Origin of the sequence: Neoroseomonas marina (assembly GCF_012927745.1) — a bacterium.
GTDB lineage: Bacteria > Pseudomonadota > Alphaproteobacteria > Acetobacterales > Acetobacteraceae > Neoroseomonas > Neoroseomonas marina.
Genome location: NZ_JABBKX010000004.1, coordinates 88658 through 110666 on the forward strand (window position 1 = coordinate 88658; position 22009 = coordinate 110666).

At 70.3% G+C, this 22009-nt stretch carries 15 protein-coding genes; 14 read left to right on the forward strand and 1 reads right to left on the reverse strand.

The annotated features are described in order from the left end of the window. Positions 1-125: 125 nt before the first annotated feature. The 14 genes from GWK16_RS13600 (at position 126) to GWK16_RS13665 (ending at position 19413) form a co-directional block, all read left to right on the forward strand. Positions 126-3500, forward strand: coding sequence for a transglutaminase family protein (locus tag GWK16_RS13600; RefSeq protein WP_170054518.1), 3375 nt, complete (start codon positions 126-128; stop codon positions 3498-3500). Beyond that, the gene (locus GWK16_RS13605) at positions 3493-5970 is read left to right on the forward strand and encodes a circularly permuted type 2 ATP-grasp protein (RefSeq protein ID WP_170054519.1); all 2478 of its coding nucleotides are present in this window, start codon (positions 3493-3495) and stop codon (positions 5968-5970) included. The genes GWK16_RS13600 and GWK16_RS13605 overlap by 8 nt, the downstream gene beginning before the upstream one ends. Continuing rightward, complete coding sequence (locus GWK16_RS13610; protein WP_170054520.1) at positions 5967-6842, forward strand: transglutaminase domain-containing protein; 876 nt, start codon at positions 5967-5969, stop codon at positions 6840-6842. Before GWK16_RS13605 ends, GWK16_RS13610 begins: the two co-directional genes overlap by 4 nt. Positions 6843-6974: 132 nt before the next feature. Then, positions 6975-7748: a class II aldolase/adducin family protein gene (locus GWK16_RS13615; protein ID WP_170054521.1), complete on the forward strand. Its 774-nt coding sequence runs from the start codon at positions 6975-6977 to the stop codon at positions 7746-7748. Beyond that, positions 7745-9382 carry an amidohydrolase family protein gene (locus GWK16_RS13620; protein ID WP_170054522.1) on the forward strand — a complete coding sequence of 546 codons (1638 nt, stop codon included), beginning with the start codon at positions 7745-7747 and terminating at the stop codon, positions 9380-9382. Before GWK16_RS13615 ends, GWK16_RS13620 begins: the two co-directional genes overlap by 4 nt. A 7-nt stretch (positions 9383-9389) precedes the next feature. Then, complete coding sequence (locus GWK16_RS13625; protein ID WP_170054523.1) at positions 9390-10331, forward strand: ABC transporter permease; 942 nt, start codon at positions 9390-9392, stop codon at positions 10329-10331. Then, entirely contained in the window at positions 10328-11203 is an 876-nt protein-coding gene (locus GWK16_RS13630; RefSeq protein WP_170054524.1) for an ABC transporter permease, read from the forward strand. The genes GWK16_RS13625 and GWK16_RS13630 overlap by 4 nt, the downstream gene beginning before the upstream one ends. A 17-nt stretch (positions 11204-11220) precedes the next feature. Then, positions 11221-12819 carry an ABC transporter substrate-binding protein gene (locus GWK16_RS13635; RefSeq protein ID WP_170054525.1) on the forward strand — a complete coding sequence of 533 codons (1599 nt, stop codon included), beginning with the start codon at positions 11221-11223 and terminating at the stop codon, positions 12817-12819. 14 nt (positions 12820-12833) lie between these two features. Next, positions 12834-14267 carry an amidohydrolase family protein gene (locus GWK16_RS13640; protein WP_170054526.1) on the forward strand — a complete coding sequence of 478 codons (1434 nt, stop codon included), beginning with the start codon at positions 12834-12836 and terminating at the stop codon, positions 14265-14267. Then, a complete protein-coding gene (locus tag GWK16_RS13645; RefSeq protein WP_170054527.1) occupies positions 14264-15250 on the forward strand; it encodes an oligopeptide/dipeptide ABC transporter ATP-binding protein in 987 nt (328 codons plus the stop codon). The genes GWK16_RS13640 and GWK16_RS13645 overlap by 4 nt, the downstream gene beginning before the upstream one ends. Next, entirely contained in the window at positions 15247-16308 is a 1062-nt protein-coding gene (locus GWK16_RS13650; protein WP_170054528.1) for an ABC transporter ATP-binding protein, read from the forward strand. The genes GWK16_RS13645 and GWK16_RS13650 overlap by 4 nt, the downstream gene beginning before the upstream one ends. A gap of 71 nt (positions 16309-16379) precedes the next feature. Next, entirely contained in the window at positions 16380-17348 is a 969-nt protein-coding gene (locus tag GWK16_RS13655) for a tripartite tricarboxylate transporter substrate-binding protein (RefSeq protein WP_170054529.1), read from the forward strand. 11 nt (positions 17349-17359) lie between these two features. Continuing rightward, a complete protein-coding gene (gene mmsB, locus GWK16_RS13660; protein WP_170054530.1) occupies positions 17360-18247 on the forward strand; it encodes a 3-hydroxyisobutyrate dehydrogenase in 888 nt (295 codons plus the stop codon). Then, positions 18244-19413 (forward strand): iron-containing alcohol dehydrogenase, encoded by a 1170-nt coding sequence (locus tag GWK16_RS13665; protein ID WP_170054531.1) that lies wholly within the window; start codon positions 18244-18246, stop codon positions 19411-19413. Before mmsB ends, GWK16_RS13665 begins: the two co-directional genes overlap by 4 nt. Positions 19414-19434: 21 nt before the next feature. On the opposite strand, the gene secD is transcribed toward GWK16_RS13665, so the two are convergent. Next, positions 19435-22002 (reverse strand): protein translocase subunit SecD, encoded by a 2568-nt coding sequence (gene secD / locus GWK16_RS13670; RefSeq protein ID WP_170054532.1) that lies wholly within the window; start codon positions 22000-22002, stop codon positions 19435-19437. Positions 22003-22009 lie beyond the last annotated feature (7 nt).

Genomic DNA, 22009 nt, shown 5'->3' on the forward strand with positions numbered 1-22009 from the left:
TCCCGTTGCTCGTCAGCCTAGGCCCCGACGGGCGGAGGTCAATCGCCCGCACAGGCCCGTGCAACTGCCGGTGGACCGCGGATTGCATCCATGGGAAAGCAGGACCCAATCGAGCAGGCTCGGACATGTCGATCCACGTCGCGCTGACGCACCGCACTTCCTACCGCTACGAGCGCCCCGCGAGCCTCGGGCCGCAGACCATCCGGCTGCGCCCGGCGCCGCACAGCCGCACCCCGGTGCTGTCCTATGCGCTGAAGGTCGAACCCCAGCCCCACTTCCTGAACTGGCAGCAGGATCCCCAGGGGAACTTCCTGGCCCGCGTGGTCTTCCCCGATCGGGTGACCCATTTCGACGTGACGGTGGACCTCGTCGCCGACATGGCGACGATCAACCCCTTCGACTTCTTCCTTGAGCCCGAGGCCGAGACCTGGCCCTTCGCCTACGACCCGTCGCTGGAACAGGAACTGGCCCCGTTCCGCCGGATCGATCCGGCCGGCCCGCTGCTCGAGGCCCTATTTGCTGCGGTGCCGCGGACCGAGCAGCGCACGGTCGACATGCTGGTCGGCCTGAACCGGGTGGTCCAGGAACGGATCGCCTACGTCGTGCGCATGGAGCCCGGCGTCTGGTCACCCGAGAAGACCCTGGGCGAGGGAAAGGGGTCCTGCCGCGACTCCGCCTGGCTGCTGGTGCAGCTGCTGCGCCGCCTCGGCTTTGCCGCGCGTTTCGTCTCGGGCTACCTGATCCAGCTTGTCGCCGACCAGAAGCCGCTGGAAGGTCCCGAGGGCCCCGAGGCCGACTTCACCGACCTGCACGCCTGGGCCGAGGTCTATCTGCCGGGCGCGGGTTGGATCGGCCTCGACGCGACGTCCGGACTGCTAACCGGGGAAGGGCACATCCCGCTGGCCGCGACGCCGGAGCCGCAATCGGCGGCCCCGATCTCCGGCGCCCTCGAGCAGGTCGAGACCGAGTTCGGCTTCGAGATGTCGGTCCGGCGCATCCGGGAAACCCCGCGCGTCACCAAGCCCTATACCCCTGCCCAATGGGCAGGCATCCGCGCTGCGGGCGAGGCAGTCGACCGCAAGCTGGCGCGGCTCGGCCTGAAGCTGACCATGGGGGGCGAGCCGACCTTCGTCGCGGCCTCCGACCGCGATGCCCCGGAATGGAACACGGATGCACTCGGCCCGACCAAGCGCGCCTATGCCGGCCGGCTGCTGCGGCGGCTGAAGGATCTCTGGTCGCCGGGCGCGGCGCTGCAGTACGCGATGGGCAAGCACTACCCCGGCGAGCAGCTGCCGCGCTGGGCGCTCTATTCCCACTGGCGGACGGATGGGGAGCCAGTCTGGACCGATGCTGCGTTGCTCGCCTCGGACGACGACCGCGACGACGCGACGGCGGCGGATGCCGCCCGCTTCGCCCGGCAGCTGGCGGAACGGCTGCAGGTCGATCCCGGCCTGGTTCAGGGCGCGCATGAGGACATCCACTACTACCTGTGGAAGGAACAGCGCCTGCCGGCGAATGTCGTGGTCGAGGACAGCAAGCTTGCCGACCCGCTGGAGCGCGCGCGCCTGGCGAAGGTGTTCGGGCAGGGGCTGTCGGCCGAGGTCGGCTCCATCCTGCCGCTGCGCCGGGTCATCCAGGACGGCGTCCGCCGCTGGCAATCAGGCCGCTGGTTCTTCCGCGGCGACCACCTCTTCCTGATCCCCGGCGACAGCCCGATCGGCTTCCGACTGCCGCTCGCCTCGCTGCCCTGGATGAGCGAGGAGGACGCGCGCCGGATCATGGAATCCGAGGCCGATCCTTTCGCCTGGCGCGAGGATCTGCCGCCGCATGCCGCGCTGCTGGCCCAACGGGCGCTGCGCGCGCAGATGCAGCCCGAAAGCCTGCGCCAGCGCGGTATCCTGGGCCCCCGGCCGGGCGAGCGCACCAGCAGCGGCATCGAGGATTTCCGGCCCCAGCCCCAGGACCTGCCCGTGGTCGGCCAGTCCGATCCGGGCGTGGTGCGCACCGCCCTCACGGTCGAATCCCGCGACGGCAAGATCCACGTCTTCTACCCGCCGCTCTATTCGGCCGAGGATTGGCTCGACCTCACCGCCGCGATCGAGGCGACGGCGGCCGAGACCGGGCGCAAGGTGGTCCTTGAGGGCTACCTGCCGCCGTCCGATCCGCGCCTGACGCATTTCTCGGTCACGCCGGACCCGGGCGTGATCGAAGTGAACATCCACCCCGCCACCCATTGGGGCGAGGTGGTCGGGCGGACCGAGCAACTCTACGAGGAAGCCCGGCAGGTCGGCCTCGCGGCCGAGAAGTTCATGCTCGACGGCCGGCATGTCGGCACCGGCGGCGGCAACCATGTGGTGATGGGCGGGGAGACGGCGGCCGAGAGCCCCTTCCTCAAGCGCCCGGACCTGCTGAAGTCGCTGGTCGGGTTCTGGCACAACCATCCCTCGCTCTCGTATCTCTTCAGCGGCCTCTTCATCGGCCCGACCAGCCAGCATCCGCGCATCGACGAGGCGCGGATGGATTCCCTCCATGAGCTCGAGATCGCCTTCTCCAAGGTGCATGCCGGGCAGGAGGTCCCGCCCTGGCTGACCGACCGGCTGTTCCGCAACCTGCTCTGCGACATGACCGGCAACACGCACCGCACCGAGTTCTGCATCGACAAGATGTACGACCCCGGCAGCAGCAGCGGCCGCCGTGGCCTGGTCGAGTTTCGCGCCTTCGAGATGCCGCCGCATGCCGAGATGTCGGCGGCGCAGATGCTGCTGATGCGCGCCGCGCTCGCGGCCTTCTGGGAACGGCCCTATGAGCGGCGTCTGGTTCGCTGGGGCACGCGCCTGCACGACCAGTTCATGCTGCCGCATTACTGCGAGCAGGATTTCCGCGACGCCATCGATGAACTGCGCAACCTCGGCGCGCCGCTCGACGCCGACTGGTTCGCGACGCACCTCGCCTTCCGCTTCCCGCTGATCGGCGAGGTGCCGGTGCGCGACACGCACCTCGAGCTGCGCCACGCCCTCGAGCCGTGGCACGTGCTGGGCGAGGAATCGGCGGCCGGCGGCACCGTGCGCTACGTCGACAGCAGCGCCGAGCGCGTCCAGGCACGCGTGACCAACTGGGTCGAGGACCGCCACCTGCTGACGGTTAACGGCGTCGCCGTGCCGCTGCGCGCGACCGAGCGCGCGGGGGACTACGTCGCCGGCATCCGCTTCAAGGCGTGGAACCCGCCGTCCTCCCTGCATCCGACGACCCGGCCGCAGACGCCGCTGATCCTCGATGTCTTCGACCGATGGAGCGGGCGCAGCCTCGGCGGCCTGACCTACCACGTCGCGCATCCGGGCGGCCGCAACTACGAGCGCTACCCGGTCAACGCCAACGAGGCCGAGGCGCGCCGCCGCGCGCGCTTCTTCCCCTTCGGCCACACCGCCGGGACGATGGCGCCGCCCGAGCCCGTCGCCGCGCTGGAACTGCCCTTCACCCTCGACCTCAGACGTCATGGCTGAGGGGGACTCACTCCCGCCCGTCGACGAGATGGTGGATGGCCGCGGCGGCGTGCGCCCGCACTGGCGCACGCTGCTGGGCATCCTCGGCGGGATGGGTGAGGGGGTGCTGGGCGAACGCGCCCGCCGGCTCGACCGTGCCTTCGAGGATGAGGGCATGGCCGGCGTGCTGCCCGGATCGAAGCGCGAGGTCGCCTGGCGCTGCGATCCGCTGCCGCTGGTGCTGCCGGCGCAGGAATTCGCCGCCCTCGAGGCCGGGATCGCGCAGCGCGCGCGGATGATCGAGGCGCTGCTGTGCGACATGTATGGCCCGCAGGCGCTGCTCGCCGAAGGGCTGGTGCCGCCCGAACTCGTCTTCGCGAACCGGTCCTTCCTGCGCGCCTGCCACAGCGAGGGCGTCGCGCCGGCCGTGCCGCAACTGCATCTCTACGCTGTCGACCTGATGCGCGGCCCGGACGGGCAGTGGCGTGTCTTGGCCGACCGGACCACCGCTCCGGCGGGTGCCGGGCTCGCGCGGGAGAACCGCCGCATCCTCGCCCGCGTGATGCCGGAGGCCTTCCGCGGCGCCTCCGTCCGATCCATGCGGCCCTTCTTCGACGTCTGGCAGGACGCGCTGCAGCGCCTTGCACCGTCGGACCGGCCCGACCCTGCGGTGGCGCTGCTGACGCGCGGGACGCACCATCCGCGCTGGGTCGAGGACATGCTGCTCTCGCGCGAATTGTCCTGCGCGCTGGTCGAGTGCGGCGACCTGACGGTGCGCGGCGGCGCGGTGCACCTCAAGACGCTGCAAGGGCTGCAGCCGGTCGACGTGCTGCTCTCGCGGCTCGAGGGCGCGATGCTCGACCCGCTGGAGAGCGCCGACGCCGGGACCTCCGGCGTGCCCGGCCTGCTGGACGCGGCGCGGCACGGGCAGGTCCGCATCCTCAATGCCCCGGGGGCCGCGCTGGCTGAAGCGCCGGGCTTCGCCGCCTTCCTTCCGGCGCTGATGCAGCGTCTGCTGGGCGAGGCGCCGCTGCTGCCCTCGATCGAGACGCTCTGGCTCGGCGACCCTGTGGCGCAGGGGCGTGTCCTCGCCGAGCCGGGCTGGACCGTCTGTGCGGCGACCGATGGCGCCGCCCGCCGCGAGGTGCAGCGTGAGGCCTGGGACGCCGCGCGCAGCGCCGAGGCGCGACCGCGCGCCCACGCCGCGACGCGCCTGCCGCTCCCTTCCGTCGTGCCCACCGTGGTCGGCGACCGGCTCGAACCGCGCCCGCTCGTGCTGCGCATGTTCGCCGTCTTCGACGGTGCGGAATGGCGCGTGATGCCGGGAGGCCTCGCGCGCATCGGCGCCGATGCCGCGCTCGGCGGCGCGCTGCCGACGCAGGGCCTGTCCAAGGATGTCTGGGTGCTGGCCGAGGAAGGCCACGACATCATCGGCCCCGCCGCGCTCCAATTGCCGCCGCTGCCGATCCGCCGCCAGCCCGGGGCGCTGCCGTCCCGCGTCGCGGACAACCTGTTCTGGCTCGGTCGCTACACCGAACGGCTGGAACGCGCCGCGCGGCTGGTGCGCGCGACGCATGCGCGCATCTCCCGCGGCGTCGTCCTGCCGCGCGAGGCGGCCGAGGTCGCCGCGCTCGCGCGCTGCCTCGGCCAGGCCGGCTTCACCGGAGCGGAGGAAGTCGCGGGATCCTCGGCTGCGCAGGCACTGCCTGGCATCATCGCGCGCGAGATGCGCCCGGACGGCGCGCTTCCTGTGCTCGCCGACCGCATCGCGACGCTGACGGCGATGGTGCGGGACCGCCTGACCGCCGACATGCACGCGACCTTCACACTGACGCTGCGCAGCGCGCGTGCCGAGCTGCAGCAGGCGGGCGACAGCCTCGAGGCGATCGCGCGGGCGATGATCCCGGTGCTGCGCTTCGCGACCGCGGTCGCCGGTGTCGCGGCCGAGAGCATGGTGCGCGGCGGCGCCTGGCTCTTCCTCGACCTCGGGCGCCGGATCGAGCGCGCCCAGGCGATTGCCTCCGAGGTCGGCTTCGCGCTCGACCAGCCGCCGGCGCGCATCGAGGGTGGGCTGCGCCTGATCCTCGAGCTCTGCGACAGCGTCATCACCTATCGCAGCCGCTACCTCAGCATCCTGCAGCCCGCGCCGGCGCTGGACCTGGTGCTTGCCGACGAGAGCAATCCGCGCGCGCTCGCCTTCCAACTGGCCGCGATCAGCCGGAACCTGTCCGAAGTGGCCGGCGAGGCCGACCACGCGCTGCCGGACGAGGCGGCCTCGCTCCTCGCCGAGGCCGAGGCGATGGTCGCCCATGTCCTCGCCGCGCCGGACCAGACCTTCGCGGCCGCGGGCCTGCCGCCGCGGCTCGAGGCCGTCGGCAACCGTATCGCCGCGCTGTCGGATGCGGTGACGCGGCGCTACTTCGCGCTGCTGCCGGCGAGGCAGACGCTCGGCATGGAAGGCGCGGCGCCGGCGCTCAAGGGGGCCGCGTGATCTACCGGCTGCGCCACGTCACAACCTATGCCTATGCGAGCCCGGTGGATCTCGCCGCGCATCTGCTGCTGCTGACGCCGCGGCGCCTGCCGCACCAATCGGTGGCGCGCGCGACACTCGCCATCACGCCGACGGCCTCGCATGTGACCGAGGCGACGGACCATTTCGGCAACCTGGCGACCCGCGCCTTCCTCGACGTGCCGCATGCGAAGTTCGAGGTTATCGCCGAGGCGCTGGTCGAAGTGCGCTTCCCCGACCCTCCGGCCATCGCCGCGACGCCGCCCTGGGCCGAGGTGGCCGAGGCCGCGCGCCTGTCGGGCGCCGCCGAGTTCGTCTTCCCGAGCCCGCTGGCGCCGCTGGTGCCGGGCGCGACCGGCTACGCCGCGGCATCCTTCCCGCCGGGGCGGCCGGTCCTTGCCGGCCTGCTGGAACTGATGGCGCGGATCCGGCGCGACTTCACCTACAGGCCCGGCGTGACCGGGCCGAACACCCAGGTGTCCGAGGTGCTGCAGACCCGCACCGGCGTCTGCCAGGACTATGCGCATGTCATGATCAGCGGGCTGCGGGGGCTTGGCCTGCCGGCGCGCTACGTCTCCGGCTATGTGCGCACGCGCCCACCACCGGGCGGGGTCGCACGGCGGGGCGCTGACCAATCCCATGCATGGGTCGAGGCCTGGCTCGGGCCGGGGCAGGGGTGGGTGGGCCTCGATCCGACCAATAACATCGTCGTGCGCGACGAACACGTCGTGCTCGCCTGGGGACGCGATTTCGCGGATGTGAGCCCGCTGCGCGGGGTGATCCTCGGCGGCGGCGAGCACGGCCTCTGGGTCGGCGTCGACCTCGAGGAGGCGGATGCGCGCGTGCCCGCCTGAGGGCAGGCGCGCATCGACCTGCCCGCCCCGTCGGCAGGCGGTGCATCCCGCGTTGCATGTCGGGAACGTAACGCGGGTTGACGCCTGCGGCGGGCGCGATGACAGTTTCGGCATCCGGCCGGAGATCGATCGATGAACGTCGTCACCCCGAGCGCCGCCATGCGCGGCGTCAGCGAAGAGGAATGGAAGATCCGCTGCGACCTCGCGGCACTCTACCGCCTCGTCGCGCATTTCCGGATGACCGACTTCATCTACACGCATATCAGCGCGCGCCTGCCGGGGCCCGATCACCACTTCCTGATCAACAGGTACGGCGTGTTGTTCCACGAGATGCGCGCGAGCGACCTGGTGAAGATCGACCTCGACGGCAACGTCGTGGAAGAAGGCGCGGAGTCGAAGCCGGTGAACGCCGCTGGCTTCACCATCCATTCCGCCATCCACATGGCGCGCGACGATGCGAGCGTCGTCATCCACACCCACACCGAAGCCGGCATCGCCGTCTCCGCCCAGCGCAAGGGCCTGCTGCCCCTCAGCCAGCACGCGCTGAAGTTCTACGGGCACCTCGCCTATCACGACTATGAGGGGATCGCGCTCGACCTCGATGAGCGGGAGCGGCTGGTCAAGGACCTCGGCACCCACAATGCGATGATCCTGCGCAACCACGGGCTGCTGGTGTGCGGGCGCTTCCCGGCCGAGGCGTTCCTGAACATCTACTACCTCGAGCGCGCCTGCCAGGCGCAGATCTCCGCCATGTCGGGCGGCGCCGAGCTCGTCATGCCGCCCGAAAGCGTGCGCCTGCACACCGCCAAGCAGTTCAACAAGGGCAGCGACGAGAGCGCCTTCGCCATGGCGTGGGGCGCGGCGCTGCGCCTGATCGAAGACGGAAAGCCGGATTACCGCTCGTGACCGCAGACCTTCTGATCTCCGGGGGGCGCGTCTTCCGGGGCCTCGCGCAAGGCTTCACCGATGCGATCGCCGTCAAGGACGAGCGGGTGCTCGCGATCGGCACCGATGCGATGATCGCGGCAGGGCCGGGGACGCGACGGATCGAACTCGATGGCCGCATCGCCATCCCGGCCTTCAACGAAGCGCATATGCACCTGCTGCCCTATGGCCTCGGCCTGTCGCAGGTGAACCTGCGCGCCGAGGAAGTGCGGACGCTGGACGAGGTGATGCGCCGCATCCGCACCGCGGCGCAGGCGTTGCCGAAAGGCGCGTGGGTGCTCGGCCGTGGCTACGATCATGGGGAGCTCGATATCGGGCGTCAGCCGCTCGCCGAGGAACTCGACGCCGCGGCGCCGGACAATCCCGTGTTCATCGTGCGGACCTGCGGGCATGTCGGCGTGGCGAACAGCGCGGCGATGAAGCTCGCCGGCGTCGGCCACAACACGCCGAACCCGGAAGGCGGCGTCATCGTTCGCAAGAATGGCAGGCTGACCGGCGAGTTCCAGGAACGCGCCATGCGCCTGGTCAAGGACGTGATGCCGGAACCCGACCAAACGCGCATGGTCGATGCCATCGGCGCCGCCTGCGACCATCTCGCCTCGCTCGGCTTCGCCTCGGCGACCGACATGAATGTCGGCATGACCGCCGGGATGAATGAGATCGCGGCCTATGACGCCGCCAAGGCCGCCGGACGGCTGCCGCTGCGGATGTGGCAGGTGCTCGCCGGCAACCCGGAAGGCATCGCGCAGGACGCCTGGGCGGCCGGGCTGCGGCCGATGGCGGGCGATGATTCCCTGCGCTGGGGCGCGGTGAAGGTTTTCGCGGACGGGTCGGCCGGCGGCCTTACGGCGGCCTTCTTCGATCCCTACCTCGCCTCGGTCGGCGGGGGCACGGGCGTCTTCACCTTCCCGGACGAGAAGATCCACGCGCTGCTGAAGCTCTATCACGAGCAGGGCTGGCAGCTGGATATCCACGCCATCGGCGACGCCGCGATCGAGCAGGTGCTGCTGGGCATGGAGGCCGCGGACAGCGAGGCGCATCCCTTCGCCGGTCGCCGCCATCGCATCGAGCATTGCGGCTTCCTCACCGCCGGCCAGCGCCGGCGCATGAAGGCGCGGGGCATCCTGCCCGTGCCGCAGCCGACCTTCATGTACGAGTTCGGCGACCTCTACGTCCGCAACCTCGGCCATGAGCGCTCGGACCGCGCCTATCCGATGAAGACCTGGCTCGATGAGGGGCATCATCCGGCGGCCTCCTCGGACTGCCCGGTCTGCACGGTCGATCCCTTCATCAACCTGTTCACCATGGTCACGCGCAAGACGAATCGCGGCACGGTGCTGGGGCCGGAGGAACGGCTGACGGCGGAAGAGGCGGTGCATTGCTACACCTGGTGCGGCGCCTTCACGCAGTTCGCCGAGGATCGCCGCGGCACGCTGGACCCGGGCATGCAGGCCGACATCGCCGTGCTCTCGGCGGATGTCTTCGCCATCGAGCCCGAGGCCATCCTGACGACCCGCGCGGACCTGACCTTCCGCGACGGCGCCGCGATCTTCGACCGGCACGGCGAGGCCGCGGGCGCCGTCGCGGCGCAGTAGCCCTACCATGCTACGCCATGCGATCCAGCGCCTGATCCTTGCCATTCCGGTGATGTTCGGCGTCCTCCTGATCGGCTTCCTGCTGATGCAGGTCGTGCCGACCGACCCGGCGACGGTGCGTGCGGGGCCGACGGCGACGCCCGACGTCATCGCCGCCATCCGCGCCGATCTCGGCCTGGACGAGCCGCTCTACAAGCAGTTCGGCCTCTATGTCTGGCGGCTGCTGCACGGGGATCTCGGCTCCTCCATCATCAACAACGTGCCCGTCAGCCAGGAGCTCGGCGCGACGATCGGGCCGACGCTCGAGCTGATGTTCGCGAGTCTGTTCTGGTCGATCCCGCTCGGCATCCTGCTCGGCACGCTCGCGGGCTATTGGCGCGGTTCGCTGATCGACCGGACGATCATGGCGATCTCGGTGGCGGGCGTGTCGGTGCCGGTCTTCTTCCTCGGCCTAGTGCTGATCTGGTTCGTTGGCTTCCAGTGGCAGTGGCTGCCCTTCACGGGCCGTGCCGGGCCGATCTGGACGCTGGACGGGATGCTCTCGCTGATCCTGCCGGCGGTGACGCTGGGCGGGGTGTTCATCGGGCCGGTGGCGCGCATGACGCGGACGGCGGTGCTCGACGTGCTGTCGGCGGACCACGTTCGCACGGCGCGGGCCAAGGGGCTGACCGAGCGTCTGGTGGTGATGCGCCATGCGCTACGCAATGCGCTGGTGCCGGTCATCACGCTGATCGGGCTGCAGATCGGCTTCCTGCTCGGCGGGGCCGTGGTGACGGAGACGGTGTTCTCCTGGCCCGGCGTCGGGCGCCTGGCGGTCGGCGCCATCCTGTCCTCGGACTTCCCGATGGCGCAGGGGACCATCATCGTCCTGTCGATGGGCTTCATCGTGATCAACCTGACCGTGGACGTGCTCTACGCTGCCCTCGACCCCAGGATCCGCGGCGCATGAGTGCGACGACCGAGACCGACGAACCGATCGCCCCGCCGCGCCCGGGCGTCCTGGCGCGCTTGATCCGCGAACCGGCGGCGGCCGTCTCCCTCGCGCTGGTGACGCTCATCATCGCCGCGGCGGTCTTCGCGCCGTTGCTGGCGCCGACCGACCCCTACGACAACGACCTCTCGCTCGCGATGCAGCCGCCGGGCAGCGAGGGCCTGCCCCTCGGTGCCGATGCGCAGGGGCGGGACATGATCACGCGGTTGCTCTTCGGACTGCGCGTCTCGCTGCTGATGGGTTTCGCGGCCGTGCTGTTGGGGGGTGGGCTCGGCGCGTTGCTCGGCTTCCTCGCGGCCTTCTACCATCGCTGGCTGGACGGGCCGATCATGCGCCTGGTGGACATCCTGCTGTCCTTCCCGGCGATCCTGGTGGGACTTGCGATCGCCGCGATCTTCGGGCCGGGGATCTTCTCGGTGGTGCTGGCCCTGTCGGTCGCGACCGTGCCGCTGATGGCGCGCATCGTGCGCGGATCGGCGATGGTGGTGATGCGGCTCGACTACATCGAGGCGGCGCGCGCCACCGGCATGACGGATGCGCGGCTGATCTGGAAGCACCTGGCGCCGAACTGCCTGTCGGCGATCTTCGTCTTCGCGACGCTGCGTTTCGGGCAGGTCATCCTGCTGGGGTCCGCGCTGTCCTTCCTTGGCCTCGGGGCGCAGCCGCCGGTGCCGGAACTGGGGGCGATGGCCTCCGAAGGACGGAACTTCCTGTTCTTCGCACCGCACATCGCCGTCGTGCCCTGCGTGCTGATTTTCATCGTCGTGCTGGCGTTCAACGTCCTGGGGGACGCGCTGCGCGACGCGCTGGATCCAAGGCTTCGCGTTTGATCGGGAGAGGGAAGACCATGAGGAAGACCTTCGGCGCCGCGCTGCTCGCGCTGGCGGCGGCCATGCCGGCGGCGGATGCCCTGGCCCAGGCGGCCAATCCGCGCAACACGCTGGTGATCCTGCGCGAGATCGACGCGGACAACTACGATCCGCCGCGCTCGACCGCCCGTGGCGCGGGCGAGGTGATCTACATGATGAGCGACACGCTGGTGGCGCTCGACTTCGACATGCAGACGGTCCGCCCGCTGCTTGCCGAGCGGTGGGAGGTCAGCCCCGACGGCAAGACCTACACCTTCCATCTCCGCCGCGACGTGACCTTCTGCGACGGCCGCCCGATGACGGCCGACGACGTGGTCTATTCGCTCAACCGCTTCATCGACCCGGCGACGCGCAGCCCCGTGCGGTGGCGCGCCGGTCCGGTGAAGGAGATCCGTGCACGCGATCCCTACACCGTCGAGTACGAGCTGAACGAGCCCTTCGGCGAATTGCTGTTCCAGTTGACGCTGTTCTTCGCCTCGATCGTGGATCGCAACTCGGTCGAGCGTCTGGGCCAGAACTTCGGCGTGCAGGGCTTCAACGGCACCGGTCCCTATTGCTGGTCGACCTGGACGCCACGGCAGGAAATGGTGCTGACGCGCCACCCGAACTATCGCTGGGGGCCGGCGGGCGTCTACCAGAACCCGTCCCCGCAGGTGGAGCGCGTGGTGTGGCGCGTCACGCCGGAATCGCAGACGCGCCTCGCCGCGCTGCAAACCGGCCAGGGCGACGTGACTCAGTACATTCCGGCGATCGCGGTGCAGCAGCTGCAGCGGACGCCGAATGTCCGCATGTCCCAGCAGCAGAACTACTTCTGGGACCATTTCATGGGCTTCAAGGTCGACAAGCCCGTGGTGAGCGATCCGGCGGTGCGCCGCGCCATCAACATGGCGGTGAACCGCGACGCGATGGTGCGCGCAACCTGGTTCGGCACGGCCACGCCGGCCGATTCCTACCTGAACCCCGCGGTCACCGGCTTCGACGCCGAGGCCGCGCGCCTGGTGCCGCGCTTCGACCAGGACGGCGCCCGCCGCGTGCTGGATGAAGCCGGCTGGCGCGTCGGGCCGGATGGCATCCGCGTGAAGGACGGCCAGCGCGCCACCTTCCTTGTCTACGGCATCCAGACCCAGGCGGCGCAGCAGTACCTGCAGTCGATGCAGGCCGACCTGCGGCGCATCGGTCTCGAGATGCGCATCCAGATGTGGGATGCGACGGTCGGTTGGGGGCGCCTCGCGACGCAGGAGTTCGACGCCTTCGTCATGTCCTATCCCTATGTGACGGCGACGGACGCCTTCTCGCTGTACTTCAACAGCCGCAACCGGCCGACGCCGAACCGGATGAACTGGAACGACCCGGAGACCGACCGCGCGCTGACCGAGGCGCAGACCTCCGTCGACCCGGCCGTCCGCGCGGCCGCCATCGCCCGCGCGCAGCGCATCGTCGCCGAGAACAACGTCTGGTTCCCGGTGGCGCGTGAGCAGCTCTGGGTCGCCGCCTCGGCGCGGACCGAGGGCGTGCGGGCGCACGGCATCTACGGCATCGCCCTCTACAAGGGCCTCGACATCCGGCTGACGCGCTGAGGAAGGGTGCTGCCATGACCACCACGCTCATCAAGAATGCCGAACTCGTCGTGGGGTGGGACTCCACGGCGAAGTCCCACAGCTACATGCCCGACATGGATGTCGCCTTCACGGACGGCACCATCACCTTCCTCGGCCGCGCCTATGAAGGGGCCGCCGATGCGGTGATCGACGGGCGCGGGCTGATGGTCATGCCGGGGCTCGTGAACATCCATTCGCACCCCTCGAGCGAGCCGCTGAACAAGGGCTTCCTCGACGAGATCGGCTCGCCGGGGCTCTATAATTCGTCGCTCTACGAATACATGCCGATCTTCCGCGCCGATGCGGAAGCGGTGCCGCATTGCGTGCGCGTGGCGCTGTCGGAGCTGCTGCTCTCCGGCGTCACGACGCTTGCGGACCTGTCCATGGCGCATCCGGGCTGGCTCGACCTGCTTGCCGAAGCGGGCATGCGGGTCTGCGTCGCGCCGATGTTCCGTTCCGCGCGCTGGTTCACCAAGAACGGCCACGTCGTGGAATACGAGTGGGACGAGAAGGCCGGCGAGAAGGCGATGGAGGAGGCCCTCCGCCTGATCGAGCGCGCCGAGCAGCATGAGTGCGGCCGCCTGTTCGGCATGGTGGTGCCGGCGCAGATCGACACCTGTTCGGCTGGCCTGCTGAAGGACAGCCGGGCGGAGGCGAAGTCACGCGGCCTGTCCTGGCAGATCCACGCCGCGCAGTCGGTGGTCGAGTTCCACGAGATCACCCGCCGCCACGGCATGACTCCGATCGGCTGGCTCGACAGCATGGGGCTCCTCGGCGAGCGGACGATCATCGGGCACGGCATCTTCCTCGACGACCACCCGTCGACGCGCTGGCATACGGAGTCCGACCTCGGCCGTCTCGCGGAGACGGGCAGCACGGTCGCGCATTGCCCGACCGTCTTCGCCCGCCGCGGCATCGCGATGAAGGACCTCGGCCGCTACATCCGCGGCGGGGTGAACATGGGCATCGGCACCGACACCTATCCGCACAACATGCTGGATGAGATGCGGCTCGCCGCGCATATCGCGCGCACCCAGGCGGGGTCGCCGCGCACACTGCAGACGACCGACCTGTTCAACGCCGCAACGATCGGCGGGGCGAAGGCGCTCGGGCGCGACGACATCGGGCGGCTGGCCGTCGGCTGCAAGGCCGACTTCTCGCTGGTGGACATCACCCATCCGATGATCCGCCCGGCCTATGACCCGCTGCGCAGCCTGATCTACGCCGCCGGCGACCGCGCGCTGAAGGCCGTCTATGTCGACGGCAACAAGGTGGTCGAGGATGGCGAGGTGCTGACCATGGACTACCGGCAGGCCGCCGAGCACCTGCACGAGGCGCAGAAGCGCGTCGTCGGCCGCGTGCCGCAGCAGGACTGGGCGCATCGCAGCGCCGAGAAGATCGCGCCGCCGACGTTCCACTGGTCGTGAGCGAGGATCTCCTCCGCATCGAGGGGTTGCGGACCGTCTTCCGCACCCATGGCGGCGAGGTGACGGCGGTCGATGGCGTGGACCTGTCGGTCCCGCGCGGCCGCACCCTCGGCATCGTGGGCGAGAGCGGCTGCGGCAAGTCGGTGCTCTCGCTGTCCGTCATGCGCCTGGTCGCGCATCCCGGCCGCATCGCGGCCGGGCGCGTGCTGCTGGAAGGGCGTGACCTGGTGGGCCTGTCCTCGGCCGAGATGCGCCAGGTCCGCGGCAGCCAGGTCGCGATGATCTTCCAGGAGCCGATGACCAGCCTGAACCCGGTCCACACCGTCGGCTTCCAGATCACCGAGGCGATGCGCGCCCACGATCCGCGCGCTTCGGCGGCCGAACTGCGCGAACGCGCCATCGAGGCGCTGAATCGCGTCCGCATCCCGTCGCCCGATCGGCGCTTCGACGAATATCCGCATCAGCTCTCGGGCGGCATGCGGCAGCGCGTGATGATCGCCATGGCGCTCGCCTGCCGTCCGAAGCTGTTGATCGCGGACGAGCCGACGACCGCGCTCGACGTGACCGTCCAGGCGCAGATCCTGGACCTGCTGCGCGACCTGCAGGCCGAGACGGGGATGTCGATCATCCTCATCACCCACGACCTCGGCGTGGTGGCGGAAATGGCCGACGAGGTCGCGGTCATGTATGCCGGCCGCGTGGTCGAGCGCGCCGAGGCCGGCGCCATCTTCGGCGACCCCATGCATCCCTACACGCTTGGGCTGCTCGGTTCCGTGCCGCGGCTGGACGAAGAACGCGAGACGCTGCTTGCCATCGACGGCAGCGTGCCGCCGCCCTTCGCGCTGCCCAAGGGCTGCCGCTTCCATCCGCGCTGTCCCTTCGCCGCGGCCGAGTGCAAGTCGGACCAGCCGCCGCTGCGCGAGGTCGTCTCGGGGCACAGCGCCGCCTGCCTGCGCGCGCCCGTGGAGGCCTTCGCGGCATGAGCGAGACGCTGCTCGAGGTCACGGGCCTCGCCAAGCACTACCCGGTCCGCAAGGGGCTGATCGTCGCCAAGCAGGTTGGCACGGTGCGCGCCGTCGATGGCGTGTCCTTCAGCGTGAACCGCGGCGAGACGCTCGCTTTGGTCGGTGAATCCGGCTGCGGCAAGTCGACTACCGCGCGGCTCGTGCTGCGGCTGATCGAACCTTCCGCCGGCAGCATCCGCTTCGAGGGCGTGGACGTCACGCGCATCACCGGCGCCGCACAGCGGGCGATGCGCCGGCGGATGCAGATCGTCTTCCAGGACCCCTACGCCAGCCTGAACCCGCGCCTGACGGTCGCCGAGACCATCGCGGAACCCATGCTGGTCCACGGCATCGGCGACGCCGCCGCGCGGCGCAAGCGGGTCGAGGAGTTGCTTACCGTGGTCGGCCTGCGGGCCTTCCACGCGCAGCGCTACCCGCACGAATTCTCGGGCGGCCAGCGCCAGCGCATCGGCATCGCGCGCGCCTTGTCGGTGCAGCCCGACCTCGTAGTGTGCGACGAGCCGGTCTCCGCCCTCGACGTCTCGATCCAGGCGCAGGTGGTGAACCTGCTGAAGGACCTGCAGCGGCGCTTCGGCCTCGCCTATCTGTTCATCGCGCACGACCTCGCGGTGGTGAAGCATGTCGCCGACCGGGTGGCGGTGATGTATCTCGGCCAGATCGTCGAGATCGGCGACAAGCGGTCGCTATTCGCCTCGCCGCGCCATCCGTATACGCGCGCGCTGCTCTCCGCGATCCCGCATCCGGACCCCGAGCGGCGCGGCCAGGTCAAGCCGCTTGGCGGCGACCTGCCGAGCCCGCTCAACCCGCCCCCGGGCTGCCGCTTCCACACGCGATGCCCCTTCGCGCAGGACCGCTGCCGGAGCGAAGCGCCGTCGCTGCGCCGCCTTGGCCCCGGCCACGATGCCGCCTGCCACTTCGCGGAGGCCCTGCCGCCGGCCGGCCTCGACTTCACCGGCGGGCTGTCGGAGAACGCGGCGAAGCGCCTCGCGCTCTACGCCAAGGCGCGGGCCGCCTGACGCGCGGGGTGGTTTGACAAGCGGGCAATGCCCTACCGACACTGGGGGCAATCAAGCCCCCGGAGGAAACAGTGTCCACGACGTTGCGCCGGCGATTGTTCATCACCGCGGCGACCGCCGCGCTCGCCGCGCCCGCCTTCGCGCAGGCCTCCTGGCCGAACCGGCCCGTGCGCATCCTCGTCGGCTTCCCGGCCGGCGGAACGACGGACATCCTCGGCCGCCTCGCCGCGCAGATCCTGCAGGAAGCGCTCGGCCAGCCCTTCGTGGTCGAAAACCGCCCCGGCGCGGGGTCCAACATCGCCGCCCAGGCGGTGCTGCGCAGCCCGGCGGATGGCTACACGCTGCTGCTCGGCTCGCCGGGTACCAATGCGATCAACCCGCACCTCTATGCGAATGCGGGCTTCGACCCGCTCAAGGATTTCCTGCCGATCGGCCAGATCGCGGAGGTGCCGAACCTCATCGCCGCATATCCCGGCGTCGGGGTGCGTGATGCCGCCGCGCTGATCGCGCTCGCGAAGCAGCGCACGCTGTCCTATGGCGAGACCAGCATCGGCGGCTCGACGCATCTCGCCGCCGAGCTCTTCCGCCTGATGGGCGGCTTCGAGGCGACGCATGTTTCCTATCGCGGCAGCGCGCCGATGATGACGGACCTGCTGCCGGGTCGCATCGATTTCGGCTGCGACAACCTGCCGTCCATCATGCCGCACATCCGCTCCGGCGCGCTGGTGGCGATCGGCGTGACCTCGGCGGAGCGCTGGCCCGCGAACCCGGAGATCCCGGCGATCGCGGAGACCCTGCCGGGCTACGAGGTCACCGCCTGGTTCGGCCTGGTCGCCCCGCGCGGCACGCCGCCCGAGATCATCGTCCGCACCAATGCTGTATTGCGCGCCGGGCTCGAGAAGCCCGAGATCGCCGCGCGCATGGCGGAACTTGGCGCCCGGCCGCTGCCGGGCACGCCCGAGGTCTATCAGGCACGCAACGAACGCGAATTCGTCCGCCTCGGCGACCTGATCCGCCGCGTCGGCATCCGCGCCGAATAAGGGAGAGCGTCATGGCACGCATCGGTTTCGTCGGTCTTGGCCGCATGGGCGCGCATATGGCGCGCAACCTGCTCAAGGCCGGGCATGAGGTCGTCGTCTTCGACATCGTGCCGGCGGCGGTCGACGCCGTCGTCGCGTCGGGCGGCAAGGCGGCCTTTTCCTCGGCGGCCGCCGCGCAGGACGCCGACGTCGTCATCACCATGCTGCCCGCGGGCGAGCAGGTGCGCGACGCCTGGCTGGGGCAGGGCGGTCTCGCCAAGGCCTCGCGCGCCGATGCGCTGCTGATGGATTGCTCGACCATCGACGTCGCGACGGCGCGTGATGTCGCCGCGGCGGCCGGGCGCCCCTTCTTGGACGCGCCGGTGTCGGGTGGCGTCGGCGGGGCCGAGGCCGGCACGCTCACCTTCATGGTCGGTGGCGAGGCCGATGCGGTGGAGCGCGCGCGCCCCATCCTCGGCGCCATGGGCAAGACGATCGTGCATTGCGGCCCGGCCGGCGCGGGGCAGGTGGCGAAGCTGTGCAACAACATGATGCTCGCCGCCACCATGGCGGTGACCTCGGAAGCCTTCGTCATGGCCGAGCGCCTCGGCCTGCCGGCACAGGCGCTCTATGACGTCTGTTCCAAATCCACCGCCATGTCCTGGGCGCTGAACAATTCCTGCCCGGTGCCCGGCCCCGTGCCGACGAGTGCGGCGAACCGCGACTTCGCCCCGGGCTTCACTGCGGCGTTGATGCGCAAGGACCTCGGCCTCGCGCAGCAGGCGGCGAAGGATGCCGGCGTGGATGCGAAGGTCGGCGCGCTCGCGCTCGCGCTGTTCGACCGCTTCGTCGAAAGCGGAGGCGGCGGCAAGGACTTCTCCGGCATCATCACGATGATCCGCGAGGGGAAGGCGTCGTGACCACGACCTTCGTCTCGCCCCGCCTGCTGATGATCGGTGGCGGTTCGGTCGGCAGGCTCGCCGAGGTGCTGGGCCAGTTCGGCCTGTCGAAGCCGCTGGTGGTGACCGATCCCTGGATGGTCTCCTCCGGTACGGTCGAGAAGGCGCTCGCGCCGCTGCGCGCGGCGGGCATCGCGGCGGGCGTCTTCAGCGACACCGTCCCCGACCCGACCGACACCGTCATCGAGGCCGGCGTCGCGGCGATGAAGGGCGGCGACTACGACTGCCTGGTCGGCTTCGGAGGCGGCTCGCCGATGGACACGGCCAAGGCCATGGCGATCCTCGGCGCCGCCGCGCCCGGGGCGAAGATGCGGGACTTCAAGGTGCCGGCGCAGGCCAACCGCGCCGCGCTGCCGGTCATCTGCATCCCGACCACGGCGGGGACGGGCAGCGAGGCGACGCGCTTCACCGTCATCACCGACACCGAGCGCGACGAGAAGATGCTGATCGCCGGCCTCGGCGCGCTGCCGCTCGCCGCCGTGGTGGATTTCGAGCTGACTTTCAGCGTGCCGCCGCGCACGACCGCGGACACCGGCATCGACAGCCTGACCCACGCGCTCGAGGCCTTCGTCTCGAAGCGCGCGAACGACGAGGCCGACGAATACGCGCTGCGCGCGATGCGCCTGATCGCGCCGAACTTGCGCACGGTCTATCGCGAACCGTCCAACGCCGTGGCGCGCGCTGCGATGATGAAGGGTGCGACGCTGGCCGGCATCGCCTTCAGCAATTCCTCGGTCGCGCTGGTCCATGGCATGTCGCGCCCGATCGGCGCGCATTTCCACGTGCCGCACGGGCTGTCGAACGCGATGCTGCTGCCGGCGGTGACGGAGTACAGCCTGAACGCCGCCCTGCCGCGCTACGCCGAAGCGGCGCGCGCCATGGGCATTGCCACCTCGGCCGAGGGCGACCAGTCCGCGGGGGCGAAGCTGCTGCAGGAACTGCGCGACCTGAACCGCGACCTCGCCGTGCCGACGCCCGGTGCCTTCGGCATCGATCCGGCGAAGTGGGACGGGCTGCTGACGACCATGGCCGACCAGGCGCTCGCCTCGGGCAGCCCGGCGAACAATCCGGCGGTGCCGGATGCCGCGACGATCGTCAGCCTCTACAGGCGCGCCTGGGAAGGCTGACGCGCCCGGCCGGCCGCCCCGTCAGGCGGCCGGCTTGCCGGCGGGTGCGACAGCGGTTTCCTCGCTGCGCCGCAGACGGTTGCGCCCGCTGTAGAGCACGATCGGCGCCGCGATGAACACCGACGATCCCGCCGAGATGACGATGCCCACGAGCATCACCCACGCGAACCCCGACAGCGTATCGCCACCGAACAGCGCCAGCGGCACGGCTGAGAGCAGCAGCGTCATGGAGGTGCCGAGGGAGCGGTTCATCGTCTCGTTGATCGACTGGTCCACCAGCTGGTCGAGCGGCATCGTCTTGAACTTGCGCAGGTTCTCGCGCATGCGGTCGAACACCACGACCTTGTCGTTCGCGCTGAAGCCGATGACCGTCAGGATGCCGGCGATCGTGGTCAGGTTGAACTCGACCTGGAACAGCACCATGAACCCGATCGTCTTGGTGACGTCCAGGATGAGGGTGACGATGGCGGCGAAGCCGAACTGCCATTCGAACCTGGCCCAGATGTAGAACAGCATCGCGATGAAGCTGAGGCCGAGGGCCATCATCCCGCCGATGAACAGCTCGTCCGACACGCGGTTGCCCACAGCGTCCACGCGCAGGATCCGCGTGCCGGGTGCCACCTGCTCGAGCGCATCGCGGACCTTGTTGACTGCCACCTGAACCGCGCCCTCGTCGCCCTGGGCGGGCAGGCGGATCGCGAAGGTCGAGGCGTCGCCGAACTGCAGGATGGTGGCGTCGCCGAGGTTCAGCCCGCCGACGCTCGCGCGCAGCGCGCCGATGTCGCCGGCCTGGGGCGTGCGGACCTCCATCTCGATCCCGCCCTTGAAGTCGATGCCCTTCTCGAGGCCCGGATAGAAGGCGATCGCGATCGACAGGGTGGACAGCACGGCCGACCCGATCAGCCCCATTCGCGCCGCCTTCATGAAGGGGATGCGCGTGTCGTCGGGGAAGATGCGGAACAGCGGGCGGCGCAAGCGCTCGTAGAGCGACAGGCCCGGCCGCTGGAACACCGGCAGCTCCTTCGGCCGCGTCGCGCGATACCACCAGGAGGTGATGAGGCGCGTCAGCACCGTCGCGGTCCACATCTGCACCACGGTGCCGATGGCCACCGTCACCGCGAAGCCCTTCACCGTGCCCGACCCGAAGCCGTAGAGGCAGGCCATGGCGATCAGGTTCGTCAGGTTCGAATCCATGATGGTGCCGGAGGCCTTGGTGTAGCCGGCCTCCAACGCGCTGATCGGCGTCCGTCCGTTGCGGACTTCCTCGCGTATGCGCTCGTTGATCAGGATGTTCGCATCGAGCGCCGTGCCGAGCGTGAGCACGATGCCGGCGATGCCCGGCAGGGTCAGCGTCGCTTCCATCAGCGTCATGCTGGCGATGACCAGCAGGATGTTGATGGCGAGCGCGATGTTCGCGAACCAGCCGAGAACGCCGTAGGCGAGGCCCATGTAGAGGAAGACGAAGATCGTGCCGGCGGCGAGCGCGATCATGCCCGCCCGGATGGCGTCGGCGCCGAGCTCGGGCCCGACGGTCCGTTCCTCGACCACCGTCAGCGGGGCGGGGAGGGCGCCGGCGCGCAACAGCACGGCGAGGTCGTTGGCCGAGCGGGCGTTGAAGCTGCCGCTGATCTGGCCCTGTCCGCCGATGATCGGCTCGCGGATCACCGGGGCGGTGATGACCTTGTCGTCGAGAACGACGGCGAAGGGGCGGCCGACGTTCTCGCGCGTGATCTGGGCGAAGCGGCGGGTGCCGACGGAATCGAACTGGAAGTTGACCACCCATTCGCCGGTCCGGCTGTCCTGGCCGGCGCGGGCGTTGGTGAGGTTGGCGCCGTCGACTTCGACGCGGCGGCGCACGGCATAGCGCTCGCCTTCGCGTTCGCCGGGCAGGAACATCACGCCGGGCGGCGGGGTCGCGGCGAGGGCAGCGTTGTCGTCGACCAGGTGGAAGGTCATGCGGGCCGTGCGGCCCAGCAGTTCCTTGATGCGATTGGGGTCCTCGACGCCAGGCAGCGTGACCAGGATGCGGGATTGGCCCTGTCGGGCGATCAGGGCCTCGGACACGCCGGTCTCGTCGACGCGCCGGCGCACGATCTCGAGCGACTGCTCGACGGCTGAGGTCGCCTTGGCGCGCAGCCCGGCCTCGGTCACCGTGGCCCAGACCTGCCCGTCGGGCTGGCTCGTCACCTCGAGGTCGGGGATGGACTGGCCGGTCGCGGTCTGGATGGGGTTCGCCAGTTCGCGCAGCGCCGCGACCGCCGCCTGGACCTGGGCAGGGTCGGTGACGCGCAGGCCCATGCGCCGGTTCGGCACGTCCGCGGCCAGGTTGACGTAGCGGATATTCGCCGTGCGCAGCCGGGTGCGGGCGCCATCGACCATGCTGTCGAGCCGTTCGCGGACCACCGTGTTCAGGTCCACCTCGAGCAGCAGGTAGGATCCGCCGCGCAGGTCGAGGCCGAGGTTGACCTGCCGCACCGGGAACCAGTCCGGGAAGGCGGTGCGCGGCAGCAGGTTCGGGATGCTCACCAGCAGCCCGGCCAGGCAGACCAGCAGGATGCTGGCCGTCTTCCAGCGCGCGAAATGTAGCATCGGCAGT